The following is a 25,066-nucleotide window of genomic DNA, read 5'->3' on the forward strand; positions in this document are numbered from 1 at the left end:
GCCACCTCCGGGGAGTCTGAGGTTGTCAACCCGCCAGGCAGCGCAACACCGGCAACGCGATCGTCACCGCCCGCCAGACCGCGGCGGCGTCCGGGCCGTTCGGGAGCTGGCAGGTCCAGGCACAGCCACTGCCGGACTCACCGCACCTGCTTCCCGGCGACACGTGGCAGGTGACCACGCTGGTCCACGGCGTGACGCTCGCGCTGTACCTGGCAGCGAAAGGTCACCCCTGGTCCCGCTGCTCACCGACGCGGCAGGCTCGACCGCTCCCCTAGCCGCCGCAGACACCACGATGTCGCCGAACGGCCCGCGCTCCCGGCTCGGGCAAGTTCCCGTCGACCTCGGCGCTCGACGCCAGATCGCGGGTGCACACGCACCGGCACCGTGGTGGTCGGTCGCCAGGACGGCACCGAGCGGACGCCGGGGTTGCCCATGAACGTCCGCCGCCGGCCCAGCCCGGTCAACGGCCGGACATCATGAAGCCGCGACATGCCCCTGATAGGCGGTGCTGCCATCGGTGAGCGCGGTGACCAGCTCGCGTACGGCGAGGATGCCGCCCTCCACTGCCTGCTGGACGGCTCCGGGAACCCGCGCCTGGTAGTGACGCGCCTTCGCCTCCCCCGCCGCGAGCAGCGGCAGCATCGCGGTGAAGGGCGGGTCCGGGATGCCCAGCGCGGCAGCGTCCTTGCCGTGATAACGGCCGGCCAGAGCGTTCAGCAGGTCCCGCCAGCCTGACGCGTCCATCGGCGACTCCGGTACCAGCGCGAGGTCCGCCGTCGCGGCATCGAACAGGGCACCGACCAGAACACGGCTGTTCTCGTCCGGCGGGCCCGTGGCCAAGTCCAGCAGGCCGAGCAGCTCGCCGGCCCTCGCGTGGTCCTCGATGTCGAGGAAGCACTCCTCGTCGAGGCCCAGCAAGCCAGGTGCGCGCGACATCGGCTCGGTTGATCGGCACTCCCCACCGATCGGCGTCCCATCCGTGCGCCATGGCCGAGGCACGCACGCGTGCGTGCAACAGCCGGACCTGAACGGTCTGCACGTAGCCGGGCCCGCCGCGCCGCAGGCCGCCGGGAAGGATCCACCGTCACGGTCAGCTGCGGAGACGGCGCGAACATCGCCACTCGGCCCTCTGCCATGACCGACTGGTACCCGTTTTGCCCGATTACATCCGACTTCGATGAGAACTACCTGGATAGGCTTCGGGCCAACTGGCACGTCGCCATGCCCAGGAGAGCTTCCGAGGCGAACATCGTGGACGCAGAGCGGCTCGATGCACGACGAGGAACCCGGCGGCCACCCGCCTCAACGGCCGGCTGACGCCGCTCGGTACGCGGCGATCCGGATCCGCAATCCCCGTAGGTGGACCAGGTCGACGACGAACGCCGAGGCTGGCCGGTACCCCGGCGCGGGCTCGTCGGTCCGGCAGGGACCGGTGATGTAGACGAACTCGTCCTCCGGGTCATACCGAGGCTCCGACCAGACCGCCGCGTCCCCGGCGCCGCTGTCTTCCCGCCGAGCGCGCGCCAGCCAGTAGACGGGCAGCTTCAGCACCTCACCGAGTGCATTTTCGAGGTCGGCGAGGTCTGCGCCGGCGATCGCGAGCCCACGCCCGCTCCACACCCGCGGCGCCCAGTAGCCGCCCGCGGACGCGTGCGCAAATCTTGCGGTGTCGCCGGACGCGGTGATCGTCCAGTCGGCCACGGTGGTGAGGGTCGGCATGACGGCTCCCTGCGGGCGCGGCCCCCAGGTTCGACGCACCGTAGTGGATCATGTCCACACTGAGGTGCCACCGGCGGCACGCAGGGTGTTGCGCCAACCGGCCCGGCACGTGTCGAACACCGAGGCCAACGACGCGCAGCCGAACAAAGCCTACGATAAATTCACTCATCGTTCACTTGCAGATCACCCCAACACGGGGGTTGTGGAAGTCTGACGTGCGTGCACGACAAACACGCTGAAGCGCCGCGGTCAGTGGCGGAGCTCGCCGCGGACCCGGGCTGGGTGGTCACCACCACCGAGACGACCGGGCAGTGGCTCACCGCCGAACGTGTCGTCGAACGGAACGGGCAGCGGCGGCTCATCGGGCTGACTCCCGTCCAGCCCGGAACCGTCGCACTGATGCTGTGGTCCGGCAGCGACGTCGTCGGACACCGCCGTGGCCCCGAAGCCGACGCCTGCGCGACGGCATACCGGTGGGTGACCGAACTCGACGCGGGCAACTGATCGCACCCGCGGCGAGCCGCTAGCCGAGCCGGATCACGATGCCGGTCAAGCCGCTGAGCACGCTCGCGACGCCGGCCCGGACCGCGGCCGCCGCGCGGGCCGGGGTGAACGACGCCGGGTCGTAGCCCGTCGACGTGCCGAGGCCTTCGCCGCGGAAGGACGCTCCCGGCCAGTTGGCCGCCGTGACGTTCGCCGTCGGTTCGGCCAGCTCGGCGCCGAGCACGAGGAACTGCCGGTCGAGGTGGCTGGCCGTGACCAGGGCGAGCGCGTCGACGAGGTCCTTGCCGGTGCAGATGATCAAGTCCGGCGCCAGCTTCACGGCTTCGCTGATGCTCTCGGTGTACCGGTCGGGGTCCTTCGCCTCGACGGTCTTGACGCTGACGTCCTCCTGCCGGGCCCAGTCGGTCACCGCGGCCACGAGGGTCCGGGTCGGCGCGTCGTCCTCCGCAGTGAGCAGCACCACGCGGTAGCCCGGCGACGGCCGGACGCCGTCCCAGGAGCCCGGGCTCGGCGTGATCGTCGCTTCGGGCGTGGGCGAGGCGGTGACGAACCCGGGGCCGAGGGCGCCGACCGGGCCGGGCTTCGGGTGCGGCGCGGACCAGTCGTCGGCGGAGCCACACCCGCCGGCCAGGACGGCGAGCGCGGCCAGCGTGCCGGCGATGCGAGTGCGCAAGCTGATCGTCCTCTCGGGAAGGGAAAGCCGCCCCCTTCCTACCCGACGACCGGCGTCGTGCGACGTCTGTCGGCATCCGGTCTCCCGGTGTTCGCCTGGCGGCTGCCGGGCGTTCGCCTGCCGCCAGCAGTCTGCGGGACGACCGGAAAGAGGAACGCATGCGCCGCCGTCTCGTCCAGGCCTTCGCCGTCGCCGTGTTCGCGGCCGTCGCCGTGGTGCTGAGCGGCGTACCCGCTCTCGCGCACGGCTTTTCGTCCACCGTCTACGCCGACCTGACGTCTCCCGGGCGGGGACACGTGCGTGCCACGCTGGGCCTCGAGTACGACCTGCTCATCGTGTCGGCCGCCGACTACGAACACGACGACCCGCTGTTCCGGCAGGGCGACGCCGCGTTCCAGGCACGGGACACGGCCGCGCAGGCCGTCGCGCTGCACTCCCACGCCCCTTCGGTGGTCAGGTATGTGACCGACCGGTTCCGCGTCACCGCCGAGGGGCAGGCCTGCACCCCGGCCCAGGACGGCGGCTTCGCCATCGAGCAACGCGAAGGCGTGCCCTACGCCCGGCTGGTCCTCGACTACGCGTGCCCGGCCGCCGAAAGCCACGAAGCGTCGAGCACGCTCTTCGCGGACTCCGAAGGCTACGTCCGCGACACCAAGACGATCGTCACCTACGCCCTCGACCTGACCTCGGGCAGCGCCGCGCTCGACACGCAGCAGCCGTCGGTCTCCACCCAGCAGGCCTGGACCACGAGGTTCTGGGACTTCTTCCGGCTCGGCGCGGAACACCTGCTCACCGGGCTCGACCACATCCTGTTCCTGGTGGCCCTCATCGCGGGCTCCCGCCGGCTGCGCGAAATCGTGCTCGCGGCGACGACGTTCACGCTCGCCCACTCGGTCACGTTCGTCCTGGCCGCGCTCGGCCTGGTGCACGTCCCGGCCGAAATCATCGAGCCGCTCATCGCGCTCTCGATCGCGGTCGTCGCCGCCTGGCCGCTGTGGCGGCTCTGGCGCGGATCACCCGAGCTCACCGACGACGGCCACTTCAGCCTGGACCGAGCCGGCTGGACCCGCCTCGGCGTGGTGTTCTGCTTCGGCCTGGCCCACGGGCTGGGGTTCGCCTCCGCGCTGGGCATCGACGCCGCATGGTCGTGGACGTTGCTCTGGTCGCTGCTCGTGTTCAACCTCGGGATCGAGGTCGTGCAGCTGGCGATCATCGCGCTGATCTTCCCGCTGCTGGCCCTCCTGCGGCGCCGGTCCGCGGTCGCGCCGCGCTGGGCGACCGGGGCGATCGCCGCCGGCGTGTCCGTGGCCGGCCTGACCTGGTTCGTCCAGCGCGTGGCCGGTGGGTGACCGGCCAGGTCTTCGGGCGTGCGCAACCTGGCGGCCCCTCCTCGTTCACGTGCGCCACACCGGCGGCGTCAACGCTCTGAGCCGGTCAATCCTCTCTCCTCTGACCCGAAACGGAACCAACCCGATGAAGTACTCCAGATCGATCGCCCGCGGCTTCACCGCGGCGGCACTGGGCGTCGCCGTGGCGTTCGGCACCGGCCCGGTCACCGCGGCCGCCGCCGACGTGCCCGGCACGCTGTCCGGCATCGTCCTCGGTGTCGGCGCCAAGGAGTCCCAGCGCGTCGTGAGCTGGTACTCCTCCTCGAACGCGGCGCAGGTCGTGCAGGTCGCCCCGGCCGACCACGTCAAGCACGGCCAGTTCCCGAAGAACGCCCAGACCTTCCCGGCCACCGTCACCGCGAACAGCGTCAACGGCGGCTTCAACGCCCACGCCACCCTCGACGGACTCCGCCAGCACACCGCCTACTCCTACCGGGTCGGCTCCGGCGGCACCTGGTCGCCGGTCTACACCTTCAAGACCCAGGACTTCCGCGGCGACTTCGACTTCCTGTTCTTCGGCGACCCGCAGATCGGCTCGTCGGGCAACGTGGCCAAGGACGCGGCCGGCTGGGCCGACACCCTGAACGTCGCGCTCGGCGCGAACCCGAACGCCGAGCTGCTCGTCTCCGGCGGCGACCAGGTCGAAACCGCGAACACCGAGACACAGTGGGACGCCTTCCTCTCGCCCGACAAGCTGCGCCAGTACCCGTGGGCCGCCACCATCGGCAACCACGACGTCGGCGGAAAGGCCTACGAGCAGCACTTCTGGACGCCGAACACCGACCGCTCGTCGGCGTACTACAACGGTGACCCGAGCACCCGTTCCGGCGGCGACTACTGGTACATGTACAAGGGCGTGCTGTTCATCGACCTCAACAGCAACGCCTACGCCACCGGTGCCGACGAAGCCCACATCGGCTACGTCACCGACGTCGTCAAGAAGGAAGGCCGCAAGGCGAAGTACACCGTGCTGGTCTACCACCACTCGATCTACTCGCCCGCCGACCACGCCAACGACGCCGACAACCAGAAGCGCCGCCAGGACTTCCCGACCGCGTTCTCGAACCTCGGCGTCGACCTGGTCCTGCAGGGCCACGACCACAGCTACTCCCGCAGCTACGTGATCAAGAACGGCAAGAAGGCCAACCCGGCCGAGCAGCCCGGCGCCACCCAGGTCACCCAGGGCCCCGGCGGCGTCATCTACGTGACGGCGAACTCCGCGTCCGGCTCCAAGTACTACGACCTCACCGACCCGGACACCAGCCAGGACCCGAACTACGGTCCGGACCCGCTGAACCCGGACAACCACTGGGCCAACTCGGTCGAGAACCAGGAGCACGTCCGCACCTACGTCAAGGTCGGCGTCCGGGACGACAAGCTCGTCGTCCAGAACCTCCGCAGCGGCACCTGCGCCGCGCCGAACGCGGCGGTCGAGCTCGGCAAGGTCTCCTGGTGCGGTCCGAACAGCGGCGCCACCCCCGCCCAGCCCGTCGGCTCCACGGTCGACAAGGTCGTCATCCACCCCTACCGCGGCCACGGCGGCGGCGGGTCCCCCGAGCCGGGCAAGCCGTGCTGGCTCGAGCAGCCCGCCACCGGCCCCGGGCGCACCATCACCACGCTGAACTGATCCGCTCACGGTCCGCGGGGCGGCCTCGCCCCGCGGACCACTCCCCACTTGGACAACCCATGCACCCCATCGCCCGTGCCGTCGCGAGCCTCCTGGCCGCGGCCGCCTTCGCCGGAGTCACCGCCGGACCCGTGGCCGCCCAGGACGGGGTGCCGTGGACGGTCACCACGGCGGCCAACGACTTCGGCGCCGATCGCGAGAACTTCAGCTACACCGCCGACGCGGGCGAACAAATCACCGACGGCTTGACGATCGCCAACCACGGCACGAGCCCGCTCGAGCTGGCCGTCTACGGCGCGGACGCCTTCACCACCGGAACCGGGCAGCTCGACCTCCTCGCGAAGACCAAGCCGTCGACCGACGTCGGCGCCTGGGTCCACCCGAGCACGGACCACGTCACAGTTCAATCCGGACAGGCGACCGAAGTCCCGTTCACCGTAATGGTTCCCGCCGACGCGAAGGCCGGTGACCACCTGGGCGGCATCCTGACCTCGCTGACCCAAGGCGACGTCGAGCGCCGCGTCGGCCTCCGGATCCGGTTGCGCGTCGGCGGCGACCTGCGCCCGGGCCTGTCGGTCGAAAACCTGGACGCGCGCTACTCCGGGACCGCGAACCCGCTCGGAACCGGCGACGCCACGCTCACCTACACGATCCGCAACACCGGCAACGCCATCGTCACCGCCCGCCAGACCGCTGCGGTGTCCGGGCCGTTCGGGAGCTGGCGGGTCCAGGCACAGCCCCTGCCGGACTCACCACAGCTGCTTCCCGGCGAAACGTGGCAGGTGACCACGCCAGTCCACGGCGTGACGCCCGCGCTGTACATGGCCGCGACGGTCACCCTGATCCCGCTGCTCACCGACGCGGCGGGTTCGATCGCGCCCCTGGCCACCGCCGACACCACGACACACTCGTGGGCAGTCCCGTGGACACTGCTGACCGTCATCCTCATTGGTCTGGTCGTCGTGGCCCTCGTGATCCGGCGTCGCCGTCGCCGGGCCGGCCGCCATACCGGCACTGAAAACCGAGAAGCCGGCACCCGGGAAACCGCCAATACGTCCAGGTAATCACTCGAGAGATCAACTCTTGCTGTCGCTGAAGAGGCTGGTCCATACCTGAATCTCACCGTCGGGTGAGGTGTTGTTGCCATTGGCTTGGGCAGGGCTTGACGTCAGGGCGGCGCGGTCCACTTTGCCGTTGGCGGTGAGCGGAAACTGCTCCATCGCACTGGTCCTGATGAGTGACGACTGGATCCCCCGGTCACCTTGCCCGACCGCATCCGTCGACTGTCCATACCGGACACCACGCTGATCGGGATGGGCGGCGCCACCGAGGCGTCCATCTGGTCGAGCTACTCCGGCCGGCCGTCACCGCCGCGCGTGGTCACCAGCAGCGCGACCATGGCAGAGACCACAGCCGCCAGCAGCCAACGCGACCGCGTGGACAGGCTCACCGGCACCGCCTTCCCGCCAGCTCGAAGCAACCGAGGTTACAGTGCGCAGGTGGCGTACCGATGTGCTGCTCGGAGGCGGCGATCATGAGGGCCCAGCCGGGCGAGTGGGTCCTGCTGTCCTACCGGATACCTCGAGAGCCCTCGACTCCGCGGATCGCGGTCTGGCGCAAGCTCAAGCGCCTCGGGGTCGCCCAGCTCGGCGACGGCCTGGTCGCCCTCCCCGCCGACGCCCGCACCCGCGAGCACCTGGACTGGATCGCCGAGGACATCGTCGACGCCGGCGGATCCGCCATGGTGTGGCTCGCCCACCCGGCCGCCGTGGGCCAGGAACGCGAGGTCGTCCAGGCGATGGCCGACGCCCGCACCGCGGAATACACCGCCGTGCTCGCCGAAGCCGAACAGGCCACGGCAGCAGCCGAACCGGAACGGCTTCGGATCATGCGCAAGCTGCGCGCCGAACTCCGCCGCATCCACCGCCGCGACTACTTCCCCCCACCGCAACGCGCAGCGGCCGAGCGAGCCGTCACCGCCCTGCACCCCGACCACGCATCCGAGGAGACCGCATGAAGTGGGCCACCCGCGCCGGCATCCACATCGACCGAGCCGCCTGCGCCTGGCTGATCCGCCGCACCCTCGACCCGGACGCCGAATTCGTCTTCGTCACCGACCCCGCCGACGTCCCCTCGGACGCCACGCCGTTCGATATGCGCGGCGTCGAACTCGGCCACCACGGCGGCGACTGCAGCTTCGAAACCATCCTCCGCCGCCACGACCTCACCGACCCGGTCCTGTGGCGCATCGCCGAAATCATCCACGAAGCCGACATCGACGACGAACGCTACGACGCTCCCGGCCTCGACGTCATCCTCCGCGGCCTCTCCATGATCGGCGACGACGAACACACCCTCGCCGTCACGAAACCTCTCTTCGACGGGCTCTACGAGTACTACCACCGCGCCGGGTTCCTCGGCCGCGAACCGGCCTGACTGCGACGCACCGCCGTGAACACCGTGGCGGCCACCAGCAGGTATCCCGCCGTCGCCGCCACCACCACGGAACCCGGGCCGAGGCCCGCGCTCAGCGTCCCCGCCGCCGCGCTTCCGGCCGGGAACCCGAGGGCCGAGATCGCTGCCCGGGCGCCCATCACGCTGCCGCGGACCGCTTGCGGGGTGAGGCGCTGCACCAGGGTGCGCTCGATCGCGAAGTACGGTGCCCAACACGCGCCGGCCGCCGCGACCAGCACGAGCGCCGGCGCCAGCGCGCCCGTGATCGACAACAAGGCGAAGGGCACCGCACCGGCGATGACGACGGCCGGGATGCGCCGGCTCGGCGGCAGCCGCGTCACGAGCGGCGTACCGAAGACGACCCCGGCCAGGCCGCCGGCACCCGCCGCACCGACCAGCAGCCCATAGCCGACCGGACCGGTGTGCAGGACTTCCCTGCTCAGCACTGGGTACAAGACCTCGGTCATCCCGCCGAGGAAGAGGAACCCGCAGGTCGCCACCGAAGTCCAGAGCACGGCCGGCAGGCGCAGGATGGCACCGAGACCCGGCCGTACGCGGTCGGCCGGCGCCCGCTCTATGTCCGGCAGCGCGAAGCACAACGCACTCATCACGAAGAAGCTCACGACGTCGACGACCAGCGCTACGGGCGCCGTAGCCGCCGCGACGAGCGCGCCGGCCAGCGGCGGTCCGAGGACCGCGGCGGCCTCCCAGTTGGTGGCCAGCGCTGTGTTCGCGGCGTCCAGTTCGGACGCCGGGACCAGCCGGGGCACGACAGCGCTCTCGGCGACCTCCGTCAGCGTCGACGTCGTTGCGGCACCGGCAGAAAGGACACAGAGGACCACGACGCTGAGCCCGTCGAGCAACCACAGCACCGGGACGAGTCCGATGAGGACACCGCGGACAGCGTTGTCCCAGCCCAGCAGCAACCGCGGCGGCATCCGGTCCAGCAAGCGACCGGCGATCGGCCCGGCCACCACCCGGGGAAGCCCCTGGCACACCAAGACCAGCCCGAGTTCCGCGGGCCCCGCCATCTCCAGCACCAGCCAGGAAATCGCGACCACGGTCACGACGTCGCCGGTGCGCGAGATCAGCATGCCAAGCCAGAACCGGCGGAACGCCGGATGTTGTTTCACCACAACGAAAGCGCGCACGACAAACTCCCCCACGGTTGCCGGATTCCCTCGTGACTAAACGATAGCAAGCCGAACCCGGTTGATTAAGAGCGTGTCTTACGTGGTGATCGGTCGCTGGTGAGCGATGATCTTTGCTGTGGTTGATCGGTTGTCGTTGCGGTTGGTGCCGGATGAGCTGTGGGCGTTGGTGGAGCCGTTGATTCCGGTGTTCGCGCCGCGTCCGCAGGGTGGTGGCACGGCGCCGGTGGATGCTCGTGCGGTGTTCACGGCGATCGTGTACGTGCTGACCAGCGGTTGTGCGTGGCGGGATCTGCCGCCGTCGTTCGGGGTGCCGTTTCAGACCGCGCACCGCCGCTTCAGTCAGTGGACGAAAGCCGGGCTGTGGCGGCGCTTGCATCACGCGCTGCTGGACGAGCTCGGCAGCCAGGGCCTCATCGACTGGAGCCGGGCGATCGTGGACGGTGCCTGCGTGCGGGCCAAAAGGGGGGATCTTTGACCGGTCCGAGCCCGGTGGATCGCGGCAAGCCCGGTTCGAAGATTCACGCCCTGTCCGACCGCGCCGGACTGCCGCTGGCCGTCGCGGTCTCCGCCGCGAACACGCACGACTCGGCCGCGCTCAAACCGCTGGTGATGGCGATCCCGGCGATCAAATCACGCCGTGGCCCGCGCCGGCGCAAGCCGGCCAAGCTCCACGCCGACAAGGCCTACGACCAGCCCGGCCTGCGCCGCTGGGTCCGCGACCGCGGCATCAAGGTCCGCATCGCCCGCAAAGGCATCGAAGCCAAGGACAAACTCGGCCGGCACCGCTGGGTGATCGAACGAACCGTGGCCTGGCTCACCGGATACCGCCGCCTCACGTTGCGCTACGAACGCAAAGCCGAACACTTCCTCGCCTTCCTCCTCCTCGGAGCCAGCCTCATCTGTTACAAGAAACTCCGCAAACTCACCACATGAGACAAGTTCTAAAGCTCCGATTTCCGTGAATCGTCGGAGCGTTTTAATATGACCACCGCAGCCGCCAGGGAACTCGCGACCGCTCCGGCGCGTTCCCGGCATAACGGACCACCCCGAGCCGACGAGAGGATCATGGACCCGTCCCGAGATACCGGCCCTGCCGGTCACGCCCGTCCGACGCACGCACGACCGAGGGCGGTGAACCGGCGATGACGGTGCTCAACATCCTGCTCGGCGTGGCCGTCGTGCTCGCCCTCACCGCCGCGACCGGCTACTTCGTCGCCCAGGAATTCGCCTACATGGCCATCGACCGGTCCCGGCTCCAAGCCGGCGCGGCGGCCGGAGACGCCGGCGCGAAACGAGCCCTCGACATCACCCGCCGCACCTCCTTCATGCTGTCCGGCGCCCAGCTCGGCATCACCGTCACCGGCCTGCTCGTCGGTTACGTCGCCGAGCCGCTCATCGGCGGCGGCATCGGGGAGCTGCTGGCCGGGATTGGTCTGGCCCCGGCGGCCGGCCTCGCCGTCGGCACGGTGATCGCCCTGGGGTTCTCCACGATCGTGCAGATGGTGTTCGGCGAGCTGTTCCCGAAGAACCTCGCCATCGCCCGCCCGGAACCGCTGGCCCGCCGCCTCGCGTGGTCGACGCGGCTCTACCTCGGCGCGCTGGGCTGGCTGATCACACTGTTCGACAAGGCGTCCAACGTCCTGCTGCGATGGCTGAAGATCGAGCCGGTGCACGACGTCGAACACGCCGCCACGGCCCGGGACCTCGAGCACATCGTCGCGGAGTCCCGCGAGACCGGGCACCTGCCCGCCGAGCTGTCGACTCTGCTCGACCGGGCGCTCGACCTGCACGAGCGCACCGCCGAACACGCCATGATCCCGCGACCGCGAGTCGCGACCGTCTCGGGCGGGCTGCCCTTGGCCGACGTCGTGACCATGATGGCGACCGGGCACAGCCGCTACCCCGTCGTCGGCGAGGACGTCGACGACGTCCTCGGCGTGATCGACCTGCGGGACGTCCTGCGGCTCGACGAGCCGGAGCGACGTTCGAAGACCGCGGCCGACCTCGCCAAGCCCGCCGTGCTCGTTCCCGCGTCGCTGCCCCTTCCGGCAGTGCTGACGCAGCTGCGCGACGCCGACGAGCAGCTCGCCTGCGTCGTCGACGAATACGGCGGCCTGGCCGGCGTCGTCACCGTCGAGGACATCGGGGAAGAGCTGATCGGCGAGATCGGCGACGAACACGACCTGGTCGTCGCCGACGAACCGCACCCGGCGGCCGACGGCAGCTGGACCGTGCCGGGCGAACTGCACATCGACGAGGCCGAGCGCCTGCTGGAGCTCGACCTGCCCCGCGGGGACTACGAGACGATCGCCGGGCTGGTCATCACCGAGCTCGGCCGGCTGCCCGACCGCGGGGACACCGTCTCCGTGTCCACACCGGACGGTGACCGGCTGGTGGTGACCGTGACCGAGGTCGAGCGGCACGTGCCCGCGACCGTCCGGATCGTCCGCGAGGTGACCGCATGAGCGAGCCTGCGAGCGAATCATTCAACACTGCGCGTCCCGCTCAGGGCGCACCGAGCGTCAGCGAGGTGTGCGCATGAGCGTGACCTCCGCCCTCCTGATCTCCCTCGGCATCGTCGCGCTGAGCGCGTTCTTCGTCGCCATCGAGTTCGCCCTCGTCGCCGCCCGCCGCTACCGGCTCGAAGAAGCCGAAGCCACCAGCGCGGCGGCCCGGGCCGCGGTGAAGAGCACCCGCGAGCTTTCGCTGCTGCTCGCCGGCTCCCAGCTCGGGATCACGTTGTGCACCCTCGCGCTGGGTGCGATCGCCAAACCGACCGTCCACGACCTGCTGACGCCGCTGCTGCACGGCTGGGGGTTGCCGCTGGGCACCGCGGACGTGCTCGCGTTCGTCCTGGCGCTGGCCGTGGTGACGTTCGTGCACCTCGTGGTCGGCGAGATGGCGCCGAAGTCGTGGGCGATCGCGCACCCGGAACGGTCGGCGACCCTGCTCGCCCTGCCCATGCGCGGCTTCCTGTGGCTGACCCGGCCCGCGCTGGTCGTCCTCAACAACATGGCGAACTGGTGCCTGCGCAAGGTCGGCGTCGAGCCGGTCGACGAGATGGCCACCGGGCGCACGCCCGAAGACCTCCGCCAGCTGGTGGACCACTCCGCCGAGGCCGGTGCACTCGACGCCGGTCGCCGAGGCCACCTCGCGACGGCGCTTGAACTCCACACGCAGACGTTGAGCGAGGTCGCACGGCCGATCGGCGAGGTCGTCGGTGTCCCGGCGGACGCCGACGTCGAGCGGGTCCAGGCGACAGCGCGCGACAGCGGGCACCTGCGCCTGGTCGTGTGGGACGGAACCGACGCCGTCGGCGTGGTCCACGTGCGCGACACCCTCGCCCGGCCGCCGGGAACGCCGGTCACCGAGGTCGTCCGCCCGGCGTTGTTCCTCGCCGGGGAGACCCCGGTCTACAGCGCGCTGAACGCGATGCGGGAGAGCCGAGGCCATTTCGCCCTGGTCCGGGACGAAGGCCGGGTGACCGGCCTGGTCACCATGCAGGACCTGCTCGAACGGGTTCTGCCGGGAACGGGCAGCCCCAGATGACCCGTAACCTCGGTTCCATGAGGGGTGTCGTATGGGCCGTTCTCTGCGTTGTCGGCATCACGAGCGGGCTGGCCCCGGTCGCCGGCTGGCTGGGACTTGTCCTGCTGGCCGCGGCCGTGGGCGGTACGAGCCGCCCGCTCCGGCCGAAGCCGCAGGAGCGGAAGGATGAACGGCTGATCCGGATCTGACTTCTACCGGGCGGCTCCCGCGAGCGCGGCCGGTGCGCCTGGGCGTGGTCGCCGGCTTGGCCTTCTGCGAACGACGTGGTCGGCGTGGTGCAGTGCCTGCGCGAGCGGGACGTGGTCGTCCGTAGCGGAGTATGCCTTCGCGGCGGACCTTGGCCAGCTGGCCAACCTCAGCTTCGCCAGACGTGCCACCGACGATTCTGTTCGCCCTGCGCGACGCCGCCAAGGAAGTCTTCCGGCGCCTGATGGACGCCGTCGGCCCGGTCACCGTCGACCTTACCGAACGTACCGCACGGGCGATCCCCGGCGTCCTACCCGCTGCTGGGTGACGGATGAGACGGTCCGCCGGGCCGAACCCGGCAAAGCCCGTCCCGTGAGCGATCTTGAACGGCGCCGGCGGACCGCTGTCCATTTCCCTTGCCAGGACCTCGATTTCCCAGCGTTCTCAGCCTACCTGGCCGGCATCGCTCTTTTCACCGGCTGAACGGCCAATCCCGACTTTCGTTGTATGACCAGCGAATCAGATGAACAGGCGCCCTGGAGTCTTCGAAGGTCAGGCGCGCGGGCGGGTCTTGCGTCCGGTCACCTTGTTGTAGATGACCAGGACGATGACCGCACCGATGACCGATCCGATCCACCCGGCCGGCTGGAAGCCACGGATGCCCACGGTGAGCAGGCCGAACAGGAAGCCGCCCACGACCGAGCCGACGATGCCCAGCACGATCGTCCGCAGCAGGCCGATGTCGTCCTTGCCCGGCACCAGGGCTCGCGCGATGAAACCGGCGATCAGGCCGAACAGGATCCAGCCGAGGATGGTCCAGAGCATCGCTTCCCCTTGTGGTCGATCGGGCGTACAGACTCACGATACGAAGAGCAGCGCACGGGCGCCAACCGGCAGCGATCAGTGACGCGGGCTACTACAAGCCGGACGACACCTAGCGACCAGCTGTTCCGCGCAGTGAGAGATTTAGGTTTTTTGTCCGGAACCATGGACCGCGCAGGCGCGTTGCGATGGATGTGAACGACGCCCCTGGCCCAGCGGCCGCTCCGAATCTGCGGGTGCTGATCGGCACCTGACCCCTGCGCCTTTCGGTGATGCGTCGCAGCAAGCGGCTCGCGCCAACCTTTCCATGTCACCACATCAACACTGTCAGTAGCCAAGCGATTACAGAACAAGGAGAAGAACTTCGGATGGTGTTCAAGAAGATGCTGCAGAAGATCGGCGTCGGCGGTGTTTCGGTCGACACGGTGCTGACCGGCCCACGATGCCGGCCGGGTGCCCCGCTGACCGGCGAGGTGCGGCTGATCGGCGGCGAAGCCGACGCCGAGATCGAGCACATCGCACTGTCGCTGGCCACTCAGGTCCACAACGACCGGGGCGGCCGGTCGCAGACGGAGTTCCACCGCGTCGTCGTCGCTGGTGCGACCCGGTTGGCCGCGAAGGAACAGCGCACCATCCCCTTCACCATCCCGCTGCCTTGGGAAGCCCCGGTGACCGAGGTGTCCGGTCAGCGGCTGCCCGGCATGGAACTGGGGCTGCGGACCGAGGTGTCGATCGCCAAGGCGGTGGACAAAGGTGACCTGGACCCGGTGATCGTCGAACCGCTACAGTCGCAGGATGCCGTGCTGGACGGGTTCGGACAGCTCGGCTTCACCTTCAAGTCCACCACGGTGCAGCAGGGGCAGGCCTACGGAGTCCGGCAGGAACTGCCGTTCTTCCAGCAGCTCGACTTCTACCCCTCCGCCCAGTTCGCCGGCCGGATCCAGATGGTCACCCTGACGCTGGTCACCACGCCCGCCGAGGTCACGGTGCTGCTGGACGCGGACCGGCACGCAGGTGCGTTCGGCGCCGGTGGGCAGGGGCGCTTCCAGGCCGGGCACGAGGAGTCGGCGGAGCAGGACTGGGCCGCCCGCATCCACGACTGGCTCGCCCAGGTCGTGGAGGCCCGGCAGGCCCAGATGATGCACTCCGGCTACGGCCACCCGGGCTACGGCCAGCCTGGTTATGGAGAACACGGGTACGGGCACCGGGAACGGCGCGGGCCCGGGATGGGGGCCGTGGTAGCGGGGGTCGCCGGCGGTGTCGTGGGCGGCATGCTGCTGGGCGAGATGCTCGACGGCGACGACGGAGACGGCGGGGACGAAGGCTGAGCAGCCGGAAACGCACGACGGGGTGAGACCAGAACCCGGTCTCACCCCGCCTGTCGTGCTGCGTCGGGTGGTGATCCCGCGAGGTGCGGCCGGACCGAACCCTGATGTCCGATAACCCCTACGAAAGTCGTGTTGGCGCCCCGAGCGGGAGCTACCCTCGAAGAGCGGGCAAGGGACGGCCCGTGGGATTTACCGGATGCAGGGCGGCGGTCCGGCGCCGGTGCTGATGGGTCACACCGGCACCGGACCGTCGATCACCCGGGTTCAGCCGGCCGGTCGTGACTGCGGGTCGGCGAACCAGCGGCTCTTGAACTCCTTCAGCGCGGCGATGTCGAGCCGGTCGCAGGTCAGCGTGGTACGAGCGTTGATGGCCTTGATCTTCTCCGTCTGCTGCGGCATGACACCGCCGATCACGCGCTGGCCGTCCGGGCCGGTGACGAACGCGCGCAACTCGGTGAGCTCCTGCGGGGTGATCGTCGGCTGGTAGTGGACCAGCACGAAACCGTCACCGAGCACGTGCCCGAAGTCCGTCGCCGGAAACGCTTCGGTGGGTTCGTAGAAATCCCGGTCGGGATGCCCGCCTTCGCCGCCCGGGTAGGTCTCGGTGCGCGGGCGGACCGAGCAGCTGCCGATCGCGTCGGCCGGGGCCGCGGTCACCGCGACGACGCTCAGCACGACTGCGGCGACCAGGCCTGCGGCGACGAGGCCGCCGTGGGCGGCCTTGTGGGCGCGCGACCAGGTGATCACGCGGGCAGCGAGCTTGCCGAGGACGATCATGACCGCGATCGCCAGCAGCTGTCCGATCTCGACGCCGACGTTGAACGCGATCACCCGGCCGAACAGGCCGTCCTCGGGCAGGCCGAGGTCCTGCAGTCGCGTCGAGAGGCCGAGGCCGTGGACGAGCCCGAAGGCGAACACGCCGAGGCCGAACCAGCGCCACCGGGTGGGCCGGCCGAACCAGCCGACCACGCCGACGAACACGAGGCTGAGCGCGATGACGATGTCCACGACGGTGGCGTCGACGCGCCAGCCGGCCAGGGTCGCCGCGATCAGGGTCGTGCTGTGCCCGAGCACGAACACCGAGATCAGCTTCGCCGCGCGGCGAAGCTCCCCGGCGAGCAGGACGATGCCGGCGATGAACAGGAGGTGGTCCCAGCCCAGCAGCATGTGCTCGATACCGAGCGGGATGAACTCGAGGGTGCTCTTGTCGGCGGCCGATCCGGAAATCCCGTGCGCCGACGCCGCCGGGGCGAACACGACCACGGAGACGAGCACGGCGATCCCGACAGCCAGCCGGGGCATGACACGCGAAGCGAACACGGTTACTCCCCGTTCGGCGTCGAGGGACCGCGTCGGCGGGCGACGAGCACGCCGCCGACCACCGCGAGAACCACGATCACGACGAGGATCCAGCCCCAGGCCGGGAACCCACCACCGGAGTCGCTCTGCGCCTGCGGTTGCGGCGTGGCGCTCGTAGCGGGTGCGCTGCTGCTCGGTGCGGCGGCCGAGGAGGACGTCGTCGGAGCCGCCGACGTGCTGGGCGCGACCGCGGCGGTCAAGGTGAAGTTCACCGTGCCGGCAACCGGGTCGCCGTCCGCGGAGGTGACCTTGTAGGCGATGACGTACTTGCCGGCCGGTCCGGCCGGAGTCACCGGCAAGGTGACGACGGCGTCGACGACGGTCGGCGCGCCGGTTTCCCACTTCGTGCCGTCCGCGCCGGTCACCGTGATCGTGTCCGGTTTCACCGCTTCCCCGAAGGTCAGCTCGATCTTCGACGGCGCAGTAGCCAGCGAAGCGCCTTCAGCCGGGTTGCTGCTCTTGAGTCCGGCGTGGGCGGCGGCCGGGGCCGCTGTGGCCAGCAGTGCCGTGGCGGCGACCAGCATGGCCGCGGCGACGTGCCTGAACTTCATCGGTGCGTCCCTTCGGGGGCGGAACAGTCCGTGCGGTGCAGTAGTCGTCGGAAACGTACCTTTAGTTCCCGAGGTGTTGGTCTACACGTCCCCGGCTTCGGCCGCATCTTCGATGTGGTCGTGTTCACCGAGGTCATCGTGGGTGCGCCGGGGATGGGAACTTTCGTGTCGGGTGACGCGACTGATCAACCGTACAGTCGTCGCGCGGCGATTCGGGGTCGCGTACTCGCCGGCGACCGTGCGCACGACGCCGGCGGCGGGCCGGGGACCTCTGCTCCTGAGGGTCTCCCGGCCCGCCGCTGGTGTCATGCCCGTGGTTCGAGCTGGGGTGGCTGTGCGGCGGTGCCGCGGAAGCGGGCCAGCCGCAGGCTGTTGGAGACGACCAGGCAACTCGATGCGGCCATGGCGGCGCCCGCGATCATCGGGTTGAGCAGACCGGCGGCCGCCAGCGGCAATGCCGCCACGTTGTAGGCCAGCGCCCAGAACAGGTTGGCCTTGATGGTGGCCAGGGTCCGGCGGGAGAGCCGGATCGCGTCGACGGCGGCCATCAGGTCACCGCGGACCAGGGTGAGGTCCGCGGCTTCGATGGCCGCGTCGGTGCCGGTGCCGATGGCCACGCCGAGATCGGCGGTCGCGAGGGCGGCGGCGTCGTTGACGCCGTCGCCGATCATCGCGACGACCCGGCCCTGCGCCTTGAGGTCGGCGATCACTTCGACCTTCTGCTCCGGCGTGACACCGGCGATCACCTCGGTGATGCCGGCTTCCTTCCCGATCGCCTGGGCGACGGCCTCGTTGTCGCCGGTGAGCAGCACCGGCGACAGACCGAGCCGGCGCAGCTGGAACACCGCGGGCGCCGAGGTCGGCTTGACCGTATCCGCGACCACGAGGACGGCGTGGGCATAGCCGTCCCAGGCGAGGATCACCGCGGTGTTCCCGGCCCGTTCGGCCTGCTGCTTCACCTTGATCAGGGTCGAGGGCACCCGGACCGAGAGCCGTTGCAGGAGTTCGGGCCGCCCGACGACGACGCGGTGGCCGTCAACCCGGCCGAGCACGCCGTACCCGGCGACGGCCCGGAATTCGCGGACTTGCCCGACGTCGCCGAACCGGCGACGCGCCGCGTCGGTGACCGCGACGGCGATCGGGTGCTCGGAGGCGCTTTCCAGGGCTCCGGCGAGCTGCAAAGCGAGGTCGGGCGGAACGTTGTCGGCGGTCTTGATCCCGGCCAGCGTCATCTTCCCGGTGGTCACGGTGCCGGTTTTGTCGAGCACGACGGTGTCGACCCGCCGTGTCGACTCGAGCATCTCCGGGCCCTTGACCAGCACGCCGAGCTGGGCGCCGCGACCGGTACCCACGAGCAGGGCGGTCGGCGTGGCCAGGCCGAGCGCACACGGGCACGCGATGATCAGCACGGCCACCGCGGCGGTGAACGCCACGCCGCTCCCGGCGCCGGAGACGAGCCAGAACCCCAGCGTCGCCACCGAAAGCGCGATGACGATGGGCACGAACACGGCGGACACCCGGTCGGCAAGCCGCTGGACGTCGGCCTTGCCGCTCTGGGCCCGTTCGACCATGGCGGCGATGCGCGCGAGCCGCGTCTCGGCGCCGACGCGGGTCGCCCGCACGACGAGCCGTCCGCTCATGCTGACCGTCGCACCGACCACCTCAGCGCCGGCCGCGACCTCGACCGGCACGGCCTCCCCGGTGACCAGGGTGAGGTCGACGGCGGAGGCGCCGTCGACAACCACGCCGTCGGTGGCGATTTTCTCGCCGGGCCGGACGACGAACAGGTCGCCGACGCGCAGCCGGTCGATCGGGACGCGCTCTTCGCGGCCGTCGCGGAGGACGGCGACGGACTTGGCGCCGAGGTCGAGCAGTGCTCGCAGCGCTGCGCCGGCGCGGCGGCGGGACCGGGCCTCGAAGAACCGGCCTGCCAGGATGAACAGCGTGACGCCGGTGGCGACCTCGAAGTAAATACCGTCGACGTCGTGGCCGGCGAAGAGCGTGAACTCGTGCCGCATGCCGATGACGCCGGCCCCGCCTAAGAACAGTGCGTAGAGCGACCAGAGGTAGGCCGCGGTCACGCCCATCGAGACCAGAGTGTCCATGGTCGCGGTGGCGTGGCGGAGGTTGGTCCAGGCTGCGCGATGCAGCGGCCACGAACCCCACACAACCACGGGAGTGGCCAGGGCGAGGGAAACCCACTGCCAGGCGGGGAACTGCAGCACCGGCACCATCGCCAGCAGAATGACCGGCGTCCCGAGCAGCACCGACAACTGGAGACGACGGCGCGGGGCATCGGCCGGTTCGGAAGCGTTTTCTTCGGGCTCGGGTGGCGCCGGCGGCGCGGCGGTGTATCCGGCCGCCTCGATCGTGCTGACGACGTCGTCGACGGTCATCGTCGGCGGCATCCGCACGAGGGCCTTCTCCGTCGCGTAGTTGACGTTGGCCGACACGCCGTCGAGCCGGTTGAGCTTGCGCTCGATGCGGGCGGCGCACGACCCGCAGGTCATGCCGCCGATCGCCAGCTCGATCCCCGGACCGGCGGGCGCCGGCGCGGCGACCGCATCCCGGACATCGAGCCGGCCGGGGTCGACGGCCCGGATCGGGGCGGTGACGGGATCGGGCCGACGCGGCTGTGGGCTGGCCAGACCAGGCCGAACACCAGTCCCAGTACCGCCGCGACCTTGCGTGAAGCCGGCATGACGGCCACCGGTGGTCATCGGACGAGCTGGTAACCGGCGACCCGGATCGCCTGCTCGACCTGGGCGTGTTCGAGGGCGGCCTCGCTGGTGACCAGGACGCTGCCGGTGCCGAGGTCGACGTCGACCTCGCGGACGCCGGGCAGCTCGCCGAGCTCCTCACGGACCGAACTGGCGCAGTGCCCGCAGGTCATCCCGGTCACCCCGTAGGTCGTCTGGGTCATCGTCGTCCACCTTCCCGGCCTGAGGCCGTGTCATGACAAATCAGGAGCCTGGCGATGACAAAGGTCGGCCGCGCGGGCCGGCTGGTTCCCGCGGGTTTCCAAGATCGTTTTCAACCGGATCGGCGCAGGCGACGTAGTAGCGGGTGTGAGCCCCGAACGCGCGGACGATGCCGAGATCACGCGATGGGCGCTGCTTGCCGGGCGCGGCGACTCCGCGGCCCTCGAGCGGTTCCTCCGTGCCACCCAGCCGTACCTCTGGCGGTTCGTCGCCGGGCTCAGCGATCCGCAGTCCGCCGACGACCTGAGCCAGGAGACGTATCTGCGTGCGTTGCGCAGCCTGCCGCGGTTCAAGGGTGACTCCTCGGCCCGGACCTGGCTGCTGTCGATCGCCCGGCGCGCGGTCGCCGACCACATCCGCGCTCTCCAGGTCCGCCCGCGGCGGGCCTCGGTGACCGACTGGGAGGCCGCCGCGGACCGCGCCGAGCCCGGCGGTGCGGAGCGGATCGATGAGCAGGTCGTCCTCGACCAGCTGGTCCGCGCTCTCGACCCGGACCGGCGCGACGCGTTCGTGCTCACCCAGACGCTGGGACTGTCCTATGCGGACGCCGCGCAGGTCTGCGGCTGCCCGGTCGGCACGATCCGCTCCCGGGTGGCCCGTGCGCGGGAGGACCTCCTCACCGCGATGGCCGGTGCCCGACCGGGATATCCGGCCGTCGGCTGATCAGCAGAGTGTCCAGTTTGGACGATGTCAGATCGCGTTGCCGTGCTGGTCGCGGGCGGCCAGCAGATCCTCGCGGGCGCGCGCTACGCGCGAGCGCACGGTGCCGTGCGGGCAACCGCAGACTTCGGCGGCCTCGGCGTAGGTGTAGCCCAGCACCTGGGTCAGCACGAGCGCTTCCCTCCGGTCGTCGTCGAGACCGCTCAACAGCAGGTTGACCTCGACAACGTCCTCGAACCCGGCCGTGTGACCGCGGACCGCATGGTTCTCGATGGCCGTTTCCCAGTCCTGCCTGGAAAGCTGCGGCCGGGCCGCGCGGGCCCGGAAGTGGTCGACGACGACGCGCCGTGCGATCGCCAGCAGCCAGGTCCGCGACGTCGAGCGCCCGGCGAACCGGGTGAGCGCGGTCACCGCGCGGGCGTAGGTCTCCTGGGTGAGGTCGTCGGCGAGCCCCGTGTCGGCCAGGTGGGCGACGAACCGCCAGACGTCGGCCTGGGTCGCGCGGACCCATTCCTCGAACGCCCGGTGGTCGCCGCGCGCGGCGGCGAGGGCGAGCGCGGTGATCCGCTCGTCGTCACGATCCCGGCTGGAGTTCACGAGACGACACCGTAACCCACACCGGCGGGAACTCGACGCGGCAACCGCGCGACTATGTAGGGGTGAACTGCTCCGACTTCCGTGAAGCGCTCTCGGCGAGGATCGACGGCGAGGCTGGTCCGCTGCCGGATCCGGTCGTCGACCGCCACCTCGGCGGCTGCCCGGACTGCCTGGCCTGGCAGGACAACGCGGTCCGGCTCCGGCGTCTGATGATGGTGCGCCAAGCACCCGCAGTGCCGGACCTGACCGAGCGCATTCTCACCGAGGTCCCGGCGCCGTCGGGGCAGCGCTGGGGCCTGCGGATCGCCCTCGCGCTGGTCGCGCTCGTCCAGTGCGGCCTCGGGCTCGCCGAACTGTTGGGCACCGACGTGGGCCACGCCGGGCACGGCGGCATGATGGCCATGGCCGTGCACCTGGGCAACGAGAGCGCGGCCTGGAACTTCGCCATCGGGCTCGGCCTGCTGTGGGCGGCGGCGCGGCCCGCGACCGCCACCGGCTTGCTGCCGGCGCTGACCGGCTTCATCGTGGTCCTCGGCGTGACGTCGGGCATCGATCTCGCAGACGGCCGCGTGACCGTGGGCCGGGTGCTCTCGCACGGGCTGGTGGTGGCCGGGGTCGGGTTGCTGTACGCCGTCCGGCAGCAGCACCGCCGGACACCGGTACCGGGTCCGAGCACGCACGGGGAAACCACCACCCACGACGACGTCCGGCTGCCCGGCCCGGCCCCGGTCCGAGGCGAACGCGGCCCGCGGCGCCGGTTCCCGCATCTCCCGGCGAGCCGCCGCGCAGCCTGACCCGCCACGGCACGGGTCAGTGATCGGGATCGGTGTCCTCGCCGACGGCGGGATCGATACTGGCGAAGCCGCGCAGCCGCAGGCTGTTCGAGACGACCAGCACGGATGACAGCGACATCGCCGCACCCGCGATGAGCGGGTTGAGCAGTCCGAACGCGGCGACGGGGATTGCGGCGAGGTTGTAGCCGAACGCCCAGGCGAGGTTCCCGCGGATCGTGCCGAGTGTCCGGTGCGCCAGCCGCAGCGCGTCCGGCACGACCCGCAGGTCGTCGCGCACGAGGATGAGGTCGGCCGCGCGCAGCGCGATGTCGGTGCCGGTGGCGATGCCCAGCCCCAGGTCCGCGGTCGCGAGGGCGGGTGCGTCGTTGATGCCGTCACCGACCATCGCCACCCGGTGCCCGCCGGCCCGCAGCCGCTCGATCACGGATGCCTTCTCCGTCGGCAGCACTCCGGCTCGCACGTCGCCGATCCCGACCTCGGCCGCCACGGCCCTCGCCGTCACGTCGTTGTCGCCGGTGAGCAGCACGGTACGCAGCCCCATCTCGTGCAACGCGCGCACGGCTTCGGCCGCCGACGGCTTGACCTCGTCGCGCACCACCAGCAGCCCGGCCACCTCGGCGGCGCACGCGGCCAGGACGACCGTGCTGCCGAGAGCTTCCGCGGCGGCGACCTCCGCCGCGACCGCGGGCGGCACGTCGACGCCGTTCTCCACCAGCAGCCGCGCACGGCCCACGAGCACGGGCACGCCGTCGACGACCCCGGACGCCCCCAGACCCGGCAGGGCCACGAAGTCGGTGACCTCGGGCGGAGCATCGAGCGCCGCCCGGGCGACCACCGCGGCGGCGATGGGGTGCTCCGACGCGGCCTCCACGGCCGCGGCCACCCGGAGCACCTCGTGCTCGGTTCGGCTGGCCAGCGGGCGGACCTCAGTCACGGTCATCCGCCCGCTGGTGACGGTGCCGGTCTTGTCGAGGACCACCGTGTCGACGCGGCGACTGGCCTCGAGGGCGTCCGGGCCCTTCACGAGGATCCCCAGCTGCGCGCCGCGCCCGACGCCCACCATCAGCGCGGTCGGCGTGGCCAGCCCGAGCGCGCACGGGCAGGCGATGATCAGGACCGACACCGCCGCGCCGAACCCGGCCCTGGCCGGCTGACCGGCCAGCAACCACGCGGACAGGGTCGCAGCGGCAATCCCCAGCACGACCGGCACGAACACCGCGCAAATCAGGTCGACCAGCCGCTGCACGGCGGCCTTGCGTTCCTGCGCCCGCTCGGCCAGCGCGCTCATCTGCGCCAGCTGGGTGTTCGCCCCGACCTCGTTGGCACGCACGACGAGCCGGCCGCTGCGGTTGATGCTGCCGCCGATCACCCGCGTTCCGGGGGCGACCTCGATCGGGACCGGCTCACCGGTCACCGCCGCGACATCCACAGTCGACATGCCGAGGACGACCTCGCCGTCAGCGGCGATCTTCTCCCCCGGCCGGGCCACGAACTCGTCACCCCGCGCCAGGTGGGCCACCGCCACGGTGACCTCCGCACCATCGCGGAGCACCCGGACGTCCTTGGCCGCCAACGCGTCCAGGGCGCGCAGCAGGTCACCCGCGGCGCGCCGCGCGCGGGTTTCGAAGTAGCGCCCGGCGAGCAGGAAGGTCGTCACACCGGCAGCGACGTCCAGGTACACCGAGTCCGCCCCGGCCGCCGTCGTCCCGAACCCCAGCCAGTACCCGGCCGCGCCCGAACCACCGAAGAGCACCGACCACGCCGACCAGCCGTAGCTGGCGAACACCCCGAGCGACACCAGACTGTCCATACTGGACGAGCCGTGCCGCAGGTTCCGCCACGCCGCCCGGTGGAACGGTGCCGCCGCCCAGAACACGACCGGTGTCGCCAGCACGAGACACAGCAGCTCCCAGAACGGGAACCGCAGCGACGGCACCAAAGCCAGGGCGATCGAGAGGTTGCCGAGCGGAATCGAGAGCAGCATCGCCACCCCGAGCCGGCGGCGCAGGTCGCGGACGCGCGCGGCGTGTGCGTCCTGCTGCCGCGCATCGTGGGCGGCACCTCGGCGGATCTCGGCGGTGTACCCGGCGGCGGCGACAGCGGAGGTCAGCGCTTCGGGGTCGAACTCGGGTGGGCAGCGGACGGTGGCGCGTTCGGTCGCGTAGTTCACCGTCGCGCGAACGCCGTCCAGCTTGTTGAGCTTGCGCTCCACTCGCGCCGCGCAGGCGGCGCACGTCATGCCGCCCACCGCGAGTTCGACGCTCTGCGCGGTGGGGGCGATCGTCTCGGACGACATGGTTCTCCGGGGTCTGCGGCTGCTGTCGGAAGTCGGTGGCAGCGACAGCGCGTGACCGCGACCGAGAATACGCACGTCCGTCGCCTGGTCATCCTCGCGGGGGCTGTCACCACTTCGGAGGACGCGGGAACCAGTCCGAACCCGCGTCCGACTACTGGACCGGTGGCAGTGACCGACGTGCCCTCACGAGCCGAGGAGAACGACCATGACCGAGAATTCCTCCTTACGTCACATCGCGACGTTCTGCGGGCAGTGCAACTGCGGCTGTCCCGAGCTGTACGTGGCCGAGGACGCTCCCGCCGAGCGCGGGATCGTCATCACCGACGACTTCGGCCAGAAGATCGAAATGAGCGTCGAGCAGCTGGAAGTCCTGGTCGCCGACATCAAGACCGGTGTGCTCGACACGCTCCTGTCCCCGGCCTGA

The 25,066-nt window shown here is 70.7% G+C and carries 29 protein-coding genes and 1 pseudogene; 15 read left to right on the forward strand and 15 right to left on the reverse strand.

What is annotated here, in order from left to right:
• Window positions 1-25: 25 nt before the first annotated feature.
• The 4 genes from ACFPLC_RS46055 to ACFPLC_RS46070 form a co-directional block, all read right to left on the reverse strand.
• Entirely contained in the window at window positions 26-178 is a 153-nt protein-coding gene (locus ACFPLC_RS46055) for a hypothetical protein (RefSeq protein ID WP_378236222.1), read from the reverse strand.
• Between the two features lie 64 nt (window positions 179-242).
• Window positions 243-491 (reverse strand): hypothetical protein, encoded by a 249-nt coding sequence (locus ACFPLC_RS46060; RefSeq protein ID WP_378236223.1) that lies wholly within the window; start codon window positions 489-491, stop codon window positions 243-245.
• Entirely contained in the window at window positions 475-936 is a 462-nt protein-coding gene (locus tag ACFPLC_RS46065; RefSeq protein ID WP_378201483.1) for a hypothetical protein, read from the reverse strand. The genes ACFPLC_RS46060 and ACFPLC_RS46065 overlap by 17 nt, the downstream gene beginning before the upstream one ends.
• Window positions 937-1,302: 366 nt before the next feature.
• Window positions 1,303-1,719 carry a hypothetical protein gene (locus ACFPLC_RS46070; RefSeq protein ID WP_378201480.1) on the reverse strand — a complete coding sequence of 139 codons (417 nt, stop codon included), beginning with the start codon at window positions 1,717-1,719 and terminating at the stop codon, window positions 1,303-1,305.
• 219 nt (window positions 1,720-1,938) lie between these two features.
• On the opposite strand from ACFPLC_RS46070, the gene ACFPLC_RS46075 reads away from it, so the two are divergent.
• Window positions 1,939-2,223: a hypothetical protein gene (locus ACFPLC_RS46075; RefSeq protein WP_378201477.1), complete on the forward strand. Its 285-nt coding sequence runs from the start codon at window positions 1,939-1,941 to the stop codon at window positions 2,221-2,223.
• A 19-nt stretch (window positions 2,224-2,242) separates the two neighbouring features.
• Here the strand turns inward: ACFPLC_RS46075 and ACFPLC_RS46080 are convergent, their stop codons facing one another.
• Window positions 2,243-2,896: a type 1 periplasmic-binding domain-containing protein gene (locus ACFPLC_RS46080; RefSeq protein WP_378201474.1), complete on the reverse strand. Its 654-nt coding sequence runs from the start codon at window positions 2,894-2,896 to the stop codon at window positions 2,243-2,245.
• Window positions 2,897-3,054: 158 nt separating this feature from the next.
• On the opposite strand from ACFPLC_RS46080, the gene ACFPLC_RS46085 reads away from it, so the two are divergent.
• The 3 genes from ACFPLC_RS46085 (at window position 3,055) to ACFPLC_RS46095 (ending at window position 6,975) form a co-directional block, all read left to right on the forward strand.
• Entirely contained in the window at window positions 3,055-4,245 is a 1,191-nt protein-coding gene (locus tag ACFPLC_RS46085; protein WP_378201472.1) for a HupE/UreJ family protein, read from the forward strand.
• Between the two features lie 124 nt (window positions 4,246-4,369).
• The gene (locus ACFPLC_RS46090; RefSeq protein WP_378201470.1) at window positions 4,370-5,911 is read left to right on the forward strand and encodes a purple acid phosphatase family protein; all 1,542 of its coding nucleotides are present in this window, start codon (window positions 4,370-4,372) and stop codon (window positions 5,909-5,911) included.
• 59 nt (window positions 5,912-5,970) lie between these two features.
• Entirely contained in the window at window positions 5,971-6,975 is a 1,005-nt protein-coding gene (locus tag ACFPLC_RS46095) for a WxL protein peptidoglycan domain-containing protein (RefSeq protein WP_378201467.1), read from the forward strand.
• A 12-nt stretch (window positions 6,976-6,987) separates the two neighbouring features.
• On the opposite strand, the gene ACFPLC_RS46100 is transcribed toward ACFPLC_RS46095, so the two are convergent.
• Both ACFPLC_RS46100 and ACFPLC_RS46105 read right to left on the reverse strand, forming a co-directional pair.
• Complete coding sequence (locus ACFPLC_RS46100; protein ID WP_378201464.1) at window positions 6,988-7,131, reverse strand: hypothetical protein; 144 nt, start codon at window positions 7,129-7,131, stop codon at window positions 6,988-6,990.
• A 128-nt stretch (window positions 7,132-7,259) separates the two neighbouring features.
• Window positions 7,260-7,391 carry a hypothetical protein gene (locus ACFPLC_RS46105; RefSeq protein ID WP_378236225.1) on the reverse strand — a complete coding sequence of 44 codons (132 nt, stop codon included), beginning with the start codon at window positions 7,389-7,391 and terminating at the stop codon, window positions 7,260-7,262.
• Window positions 7,392-7,445: 54 nt separating this feature from the next.
• Here ACFPLC_RS46105 and ACFPLC_RS46110 point away from each other — a divergent pair, with 54 nt between their 5' ends.
• Both ACFPLC_RS46110 and ACFPLC_RS46115 read left to right on the forward strand, forming a co-directional pair.
• Entirely contained in the window at window positions 7,446-7,928 is a 483-nt protein-coding gene (locus tag ACFPLC_RS46110) for a Chromate resistance protein ChrB (protein WP_378201461.1), read from the forward strand.
• On the forward strand, window positions 7,925-8,347 hold the full coding sequence (locus ACFPLC_RS46115; protein WP_378201458.1) for a chromate resistance protein ChrB domain-containing protein: 423 nt from the start codon (window positions 7,925-7,927) through the stop codon (window positions 8,345-8,347). Before ACFPLC_RS46110 ends, ACFPLC_RS46115 begins: the two co-directional genes overlap by 4 nt.
• On the opposite strand, the gene ACFPLC_RS46120 is transcribed toward ACFPLC_RS46115, so the two are convergent.
• The gene (locus ACFPLC_RS46120) at window positions 8,308-9,516 is read right to left on the reverse strand and encodes an MFS transporter (RefSeq protein ID WP_378201455.1); all 1,209 of its coding nucleotides are present in this window, start codon (window positions 9,514-9,516) and stop codon (window positions 8,308-8,310) included. The genes ACFPLC_RS46115 and ACFPLC_RS46120 overlap by 40 nt on opposite strands.
• Before the next feature lie 106 nt (window positions 9,517-9,622).
• On the opposite strand from ACFPLC_RS46120, the gene ACFPLC_RS46125 reads away from it, so the two are divergent.
• The 5 genes and pseudogenes from ACFPLC_RS46125 to ACFPLC_RS46145 all read left to right on the forward strand — a co-directional run.
• Window positions 9,623-10,452, forward strand: a protein-coding gene (locus ACFPLC_RS46125) for an IS5 family transposase (protein ID WP_378235683.1) whose coding sequence is annotated in 2 segments (ribosomal slippage) — window positions 9,623-9,977 and window positions 9,977-10,452 — 831 coding nt in all. Because the reading frame shifts where the segments join, the coding sequence is not laid out codon by codon here.
• A 209-nt stretch (window positions 10,453-10,661) separates the two neighbouring features.
• Window positions 10,662-11,984, forward strand: coding sequence for a hemolysin family protein (locus tag ACFPLC_RS46130; protein ID WP_378236226.1), 1,323 nt, complete (start codon window positions 10,662-10,664; stop codon window positions 11,982-11,984).
• 73 nt (window positions 11,985-12,057) lie between these two features.
• On the forward strand, window positions 12,058-13,068 hold the full coding sequence (locus tag ACFPLC_RS46135; protein WP_378207849.1) for a hemolysin family protein: 1,011 nt from the start codon (window positions 12,058-12,060) through the stop codon (window positions 13,066-13,068).
• 17 nt (window positions 13,069-13,085) lie between these two features.
• Window positions 13,086-13,256: a hypothetical protein gene (locus ACFPLC_RS46140; protein ID WP_378207852.1), complete on the forward strand. Its 171-nt coding sequence runs from the start codon at window positions 13,086-13,088 to the stop codon at window positions 13,254-13,256.
• Window positions 13,257-13,450: 194 nt separating this feature from the next.
• Window positions 13,451-13,567 (forward strand): annotated as a pseudogene (locus ACFPLC_RS46145) (cation diffusion facilitator family transporter); the annotation flags it as partial.
• 239 nt (window positions 13,568-13,806) lie between these two features.
• Here the strand turns inward: ACFPLC_RS46145 and ACFPLC_RS46150 are convergent.
• Window positions 13,807-14,079, reverse strand: a complete 273-nt coding sequence (locus ACFPLC_RS46150) for a GlsB/YeaQ/YmgE family stress response membrane protein (RefSeq protein WP_378207854.1) — start codon at window positions 14,077-14,079, stop codon at window positions 13,807-13,809.
• A gap of 365 nt (window positions 14,080-14,444) precedes the next feature.
• On the opposite strand from ACFPLC_RS46150, the gene ACFPLC_RS46155 reads away from it, so the two are divergent.
• On the forward strand, window positions 14,445-15,404 hold the full coding sequence (locus ACFPLC_RS46155) for a sporulation protein (RefSeq protein ID WP_378207857.1): 960 nt from the start codon (window positions 14,445-14,447) through the stop codon (window positions 15,402-15,404).
• 264 nt (window positions 15,405-15,668) lie between these two features.
• Here the strand turns inward: ACFPLC_RS46155 and ACFPLC_RS46160 are convergent, their stop codons facing one another.
• The 4 genes from ACFPLC_RS46160 to ACFPLC_RS46175 all read right to left on the reverse strand — a co-directional run bounded on the left by ACFPLC_RS46160 (window position 15,669) and on the right by ACFPLC_RS46175 (window position 20,237).
• Entirely contained in the window at window positions 15,669-16,724 is a 1,056-nt protein-coding gene (locus ACFPLC_RS46160) for a HupE/UreJ family protein (RefSeq protein WP_378207860.1), read from the reverse strand.
• Window positions 16,725-16,726: 2 nt separating this feature from the next.
• The gene (locus tag ACFPLC_RS46165) at window positions 16,727-17,314 is read right to left on the reverse strand and encodes a copper resistance CopC family protein (protein WP_378207863.1); all 588 of its coding nucleotides are present in this window, start codon (window positions 17,312-17,314) and stop codon (window positions 16,727-16,729) included.
• A 305-nt stretch (window positions 17,315-17,619) separates the two neighbouring features.
• Entirely contained in the window at window positions 17,620-20,034 is a 2,415-nt protein-coding gene (locus ACFPLC_RS46170; protein WP_465251645.1) for a heavy metal translocating P-type ATPase, read from the reverse strand.
• Window positions 20,031-20,237 (reverse strand): heavy-metal-associated domain-containing protein, encoded by a 207-nt coding sequence (locus ACFPLC_RS46175; RefSeq protein ID WP_378207869.1) that lies wholly within the window; start codon window positions 20,235-20,237, stop codon window positions 20,031-20,033. Before ACFPLC_RS46175 ends, ACFPLC_RS46170 begins: the two co-directional genes overlap by 4 nt.
• Window positions 20,238-20,382: 145 nt before the next feature.
• Between ACFPLC_RS46175 and ACFPLC_RS46180 the strand changes: the two genes are divergently transcribed.
• Complete coding sequence (locus ACFPLC_RS46180; protein WP_378207872.1) at window positions 20,383-20,958, forward strand: sigma-70 family RNA polymerase sigma factor; 576 nt, start codon at window positions 20,383-20,385, stop codon at window positions 20,956-20,958.
• Between the two features lie 27 nt (window positions 20,959-20,985).
• On the opposite strand, the gene sigC is transcribed toward ACFPLC_RS46180, so the two are convergent.
• The gene (gene sigC, locus ACFPLC_RS46185) at window positions 20,986-21,552 is read right to left on the reverse strand and encodes an RNA polymerase sigma factor SigC (RefSeq protein WP_378207875.1); all 567 of its coding nucleotides are present in this window, start codon (window positions 21,550-21,552) and stop codon (window positions 20,986-20,988) included.
• 62 nt (window positions 21,553-21,614) lie between these two features.
• Here sigC and ACFPLC_RS46190 point away from each other — a divergent pair, with 62 nt between their 5' ends.
• A complete protein-coding gene (locus tag ACFPLC_RS46190; RefSeq protein WP_378207878.1) occupies window positions 21,615-22,346 on the forward strand; it encodes a zf-HC2 domain-containing protein in 732 nt (243 codons plus the stop codon).
• Window positions 22,347-22,362: 16 nt separating this feature from the next.
• Here ACFPLC_RS46190 and ACFPLC_RS46195 read toward each other — a convergent pair whose 3' ends face one another.
• On the reverse strand, window positions 22,363-24,642 hold the full coding sequence (locus tag ACFPLC_RS46195; protein ID WP_378207881.1) for a heavy metal translocating P-type ATPase: 2,280 nt from the start codon (window positions 24,640-24,642) through the stop codon (window positions 22,363-22,365).
• A gap of 205 nt (window positions 24,643-24,847) precedes the next feature.
• On the opposite strand from ACFPLC_RS46195, the gene ACFPLC_RS46200 reads away from it, so the two are divergent.
• Window positions 24,848-25,066 carry a hypothetical protein gene (locus ACFPLC_RS46200; RefSeq protein WP_378207883.1) on the forward strand — a complete coding sequence of 73 codons (219 nt, stop codon included), beginning with the start codon at window positions 24,848-24,850 and terminating at the stop codon, window positions 25,064-25,066.

This window comes from Amycolatopsis plumensis (genome assembly GCF_042652605.1).
Lineage (GTDB): Bacteria > Actinomycetota > Actinomycetes > Mycobacteriales > Pseudonocardiaceae > Amycolatopsis > Amycolatopsis plumensis.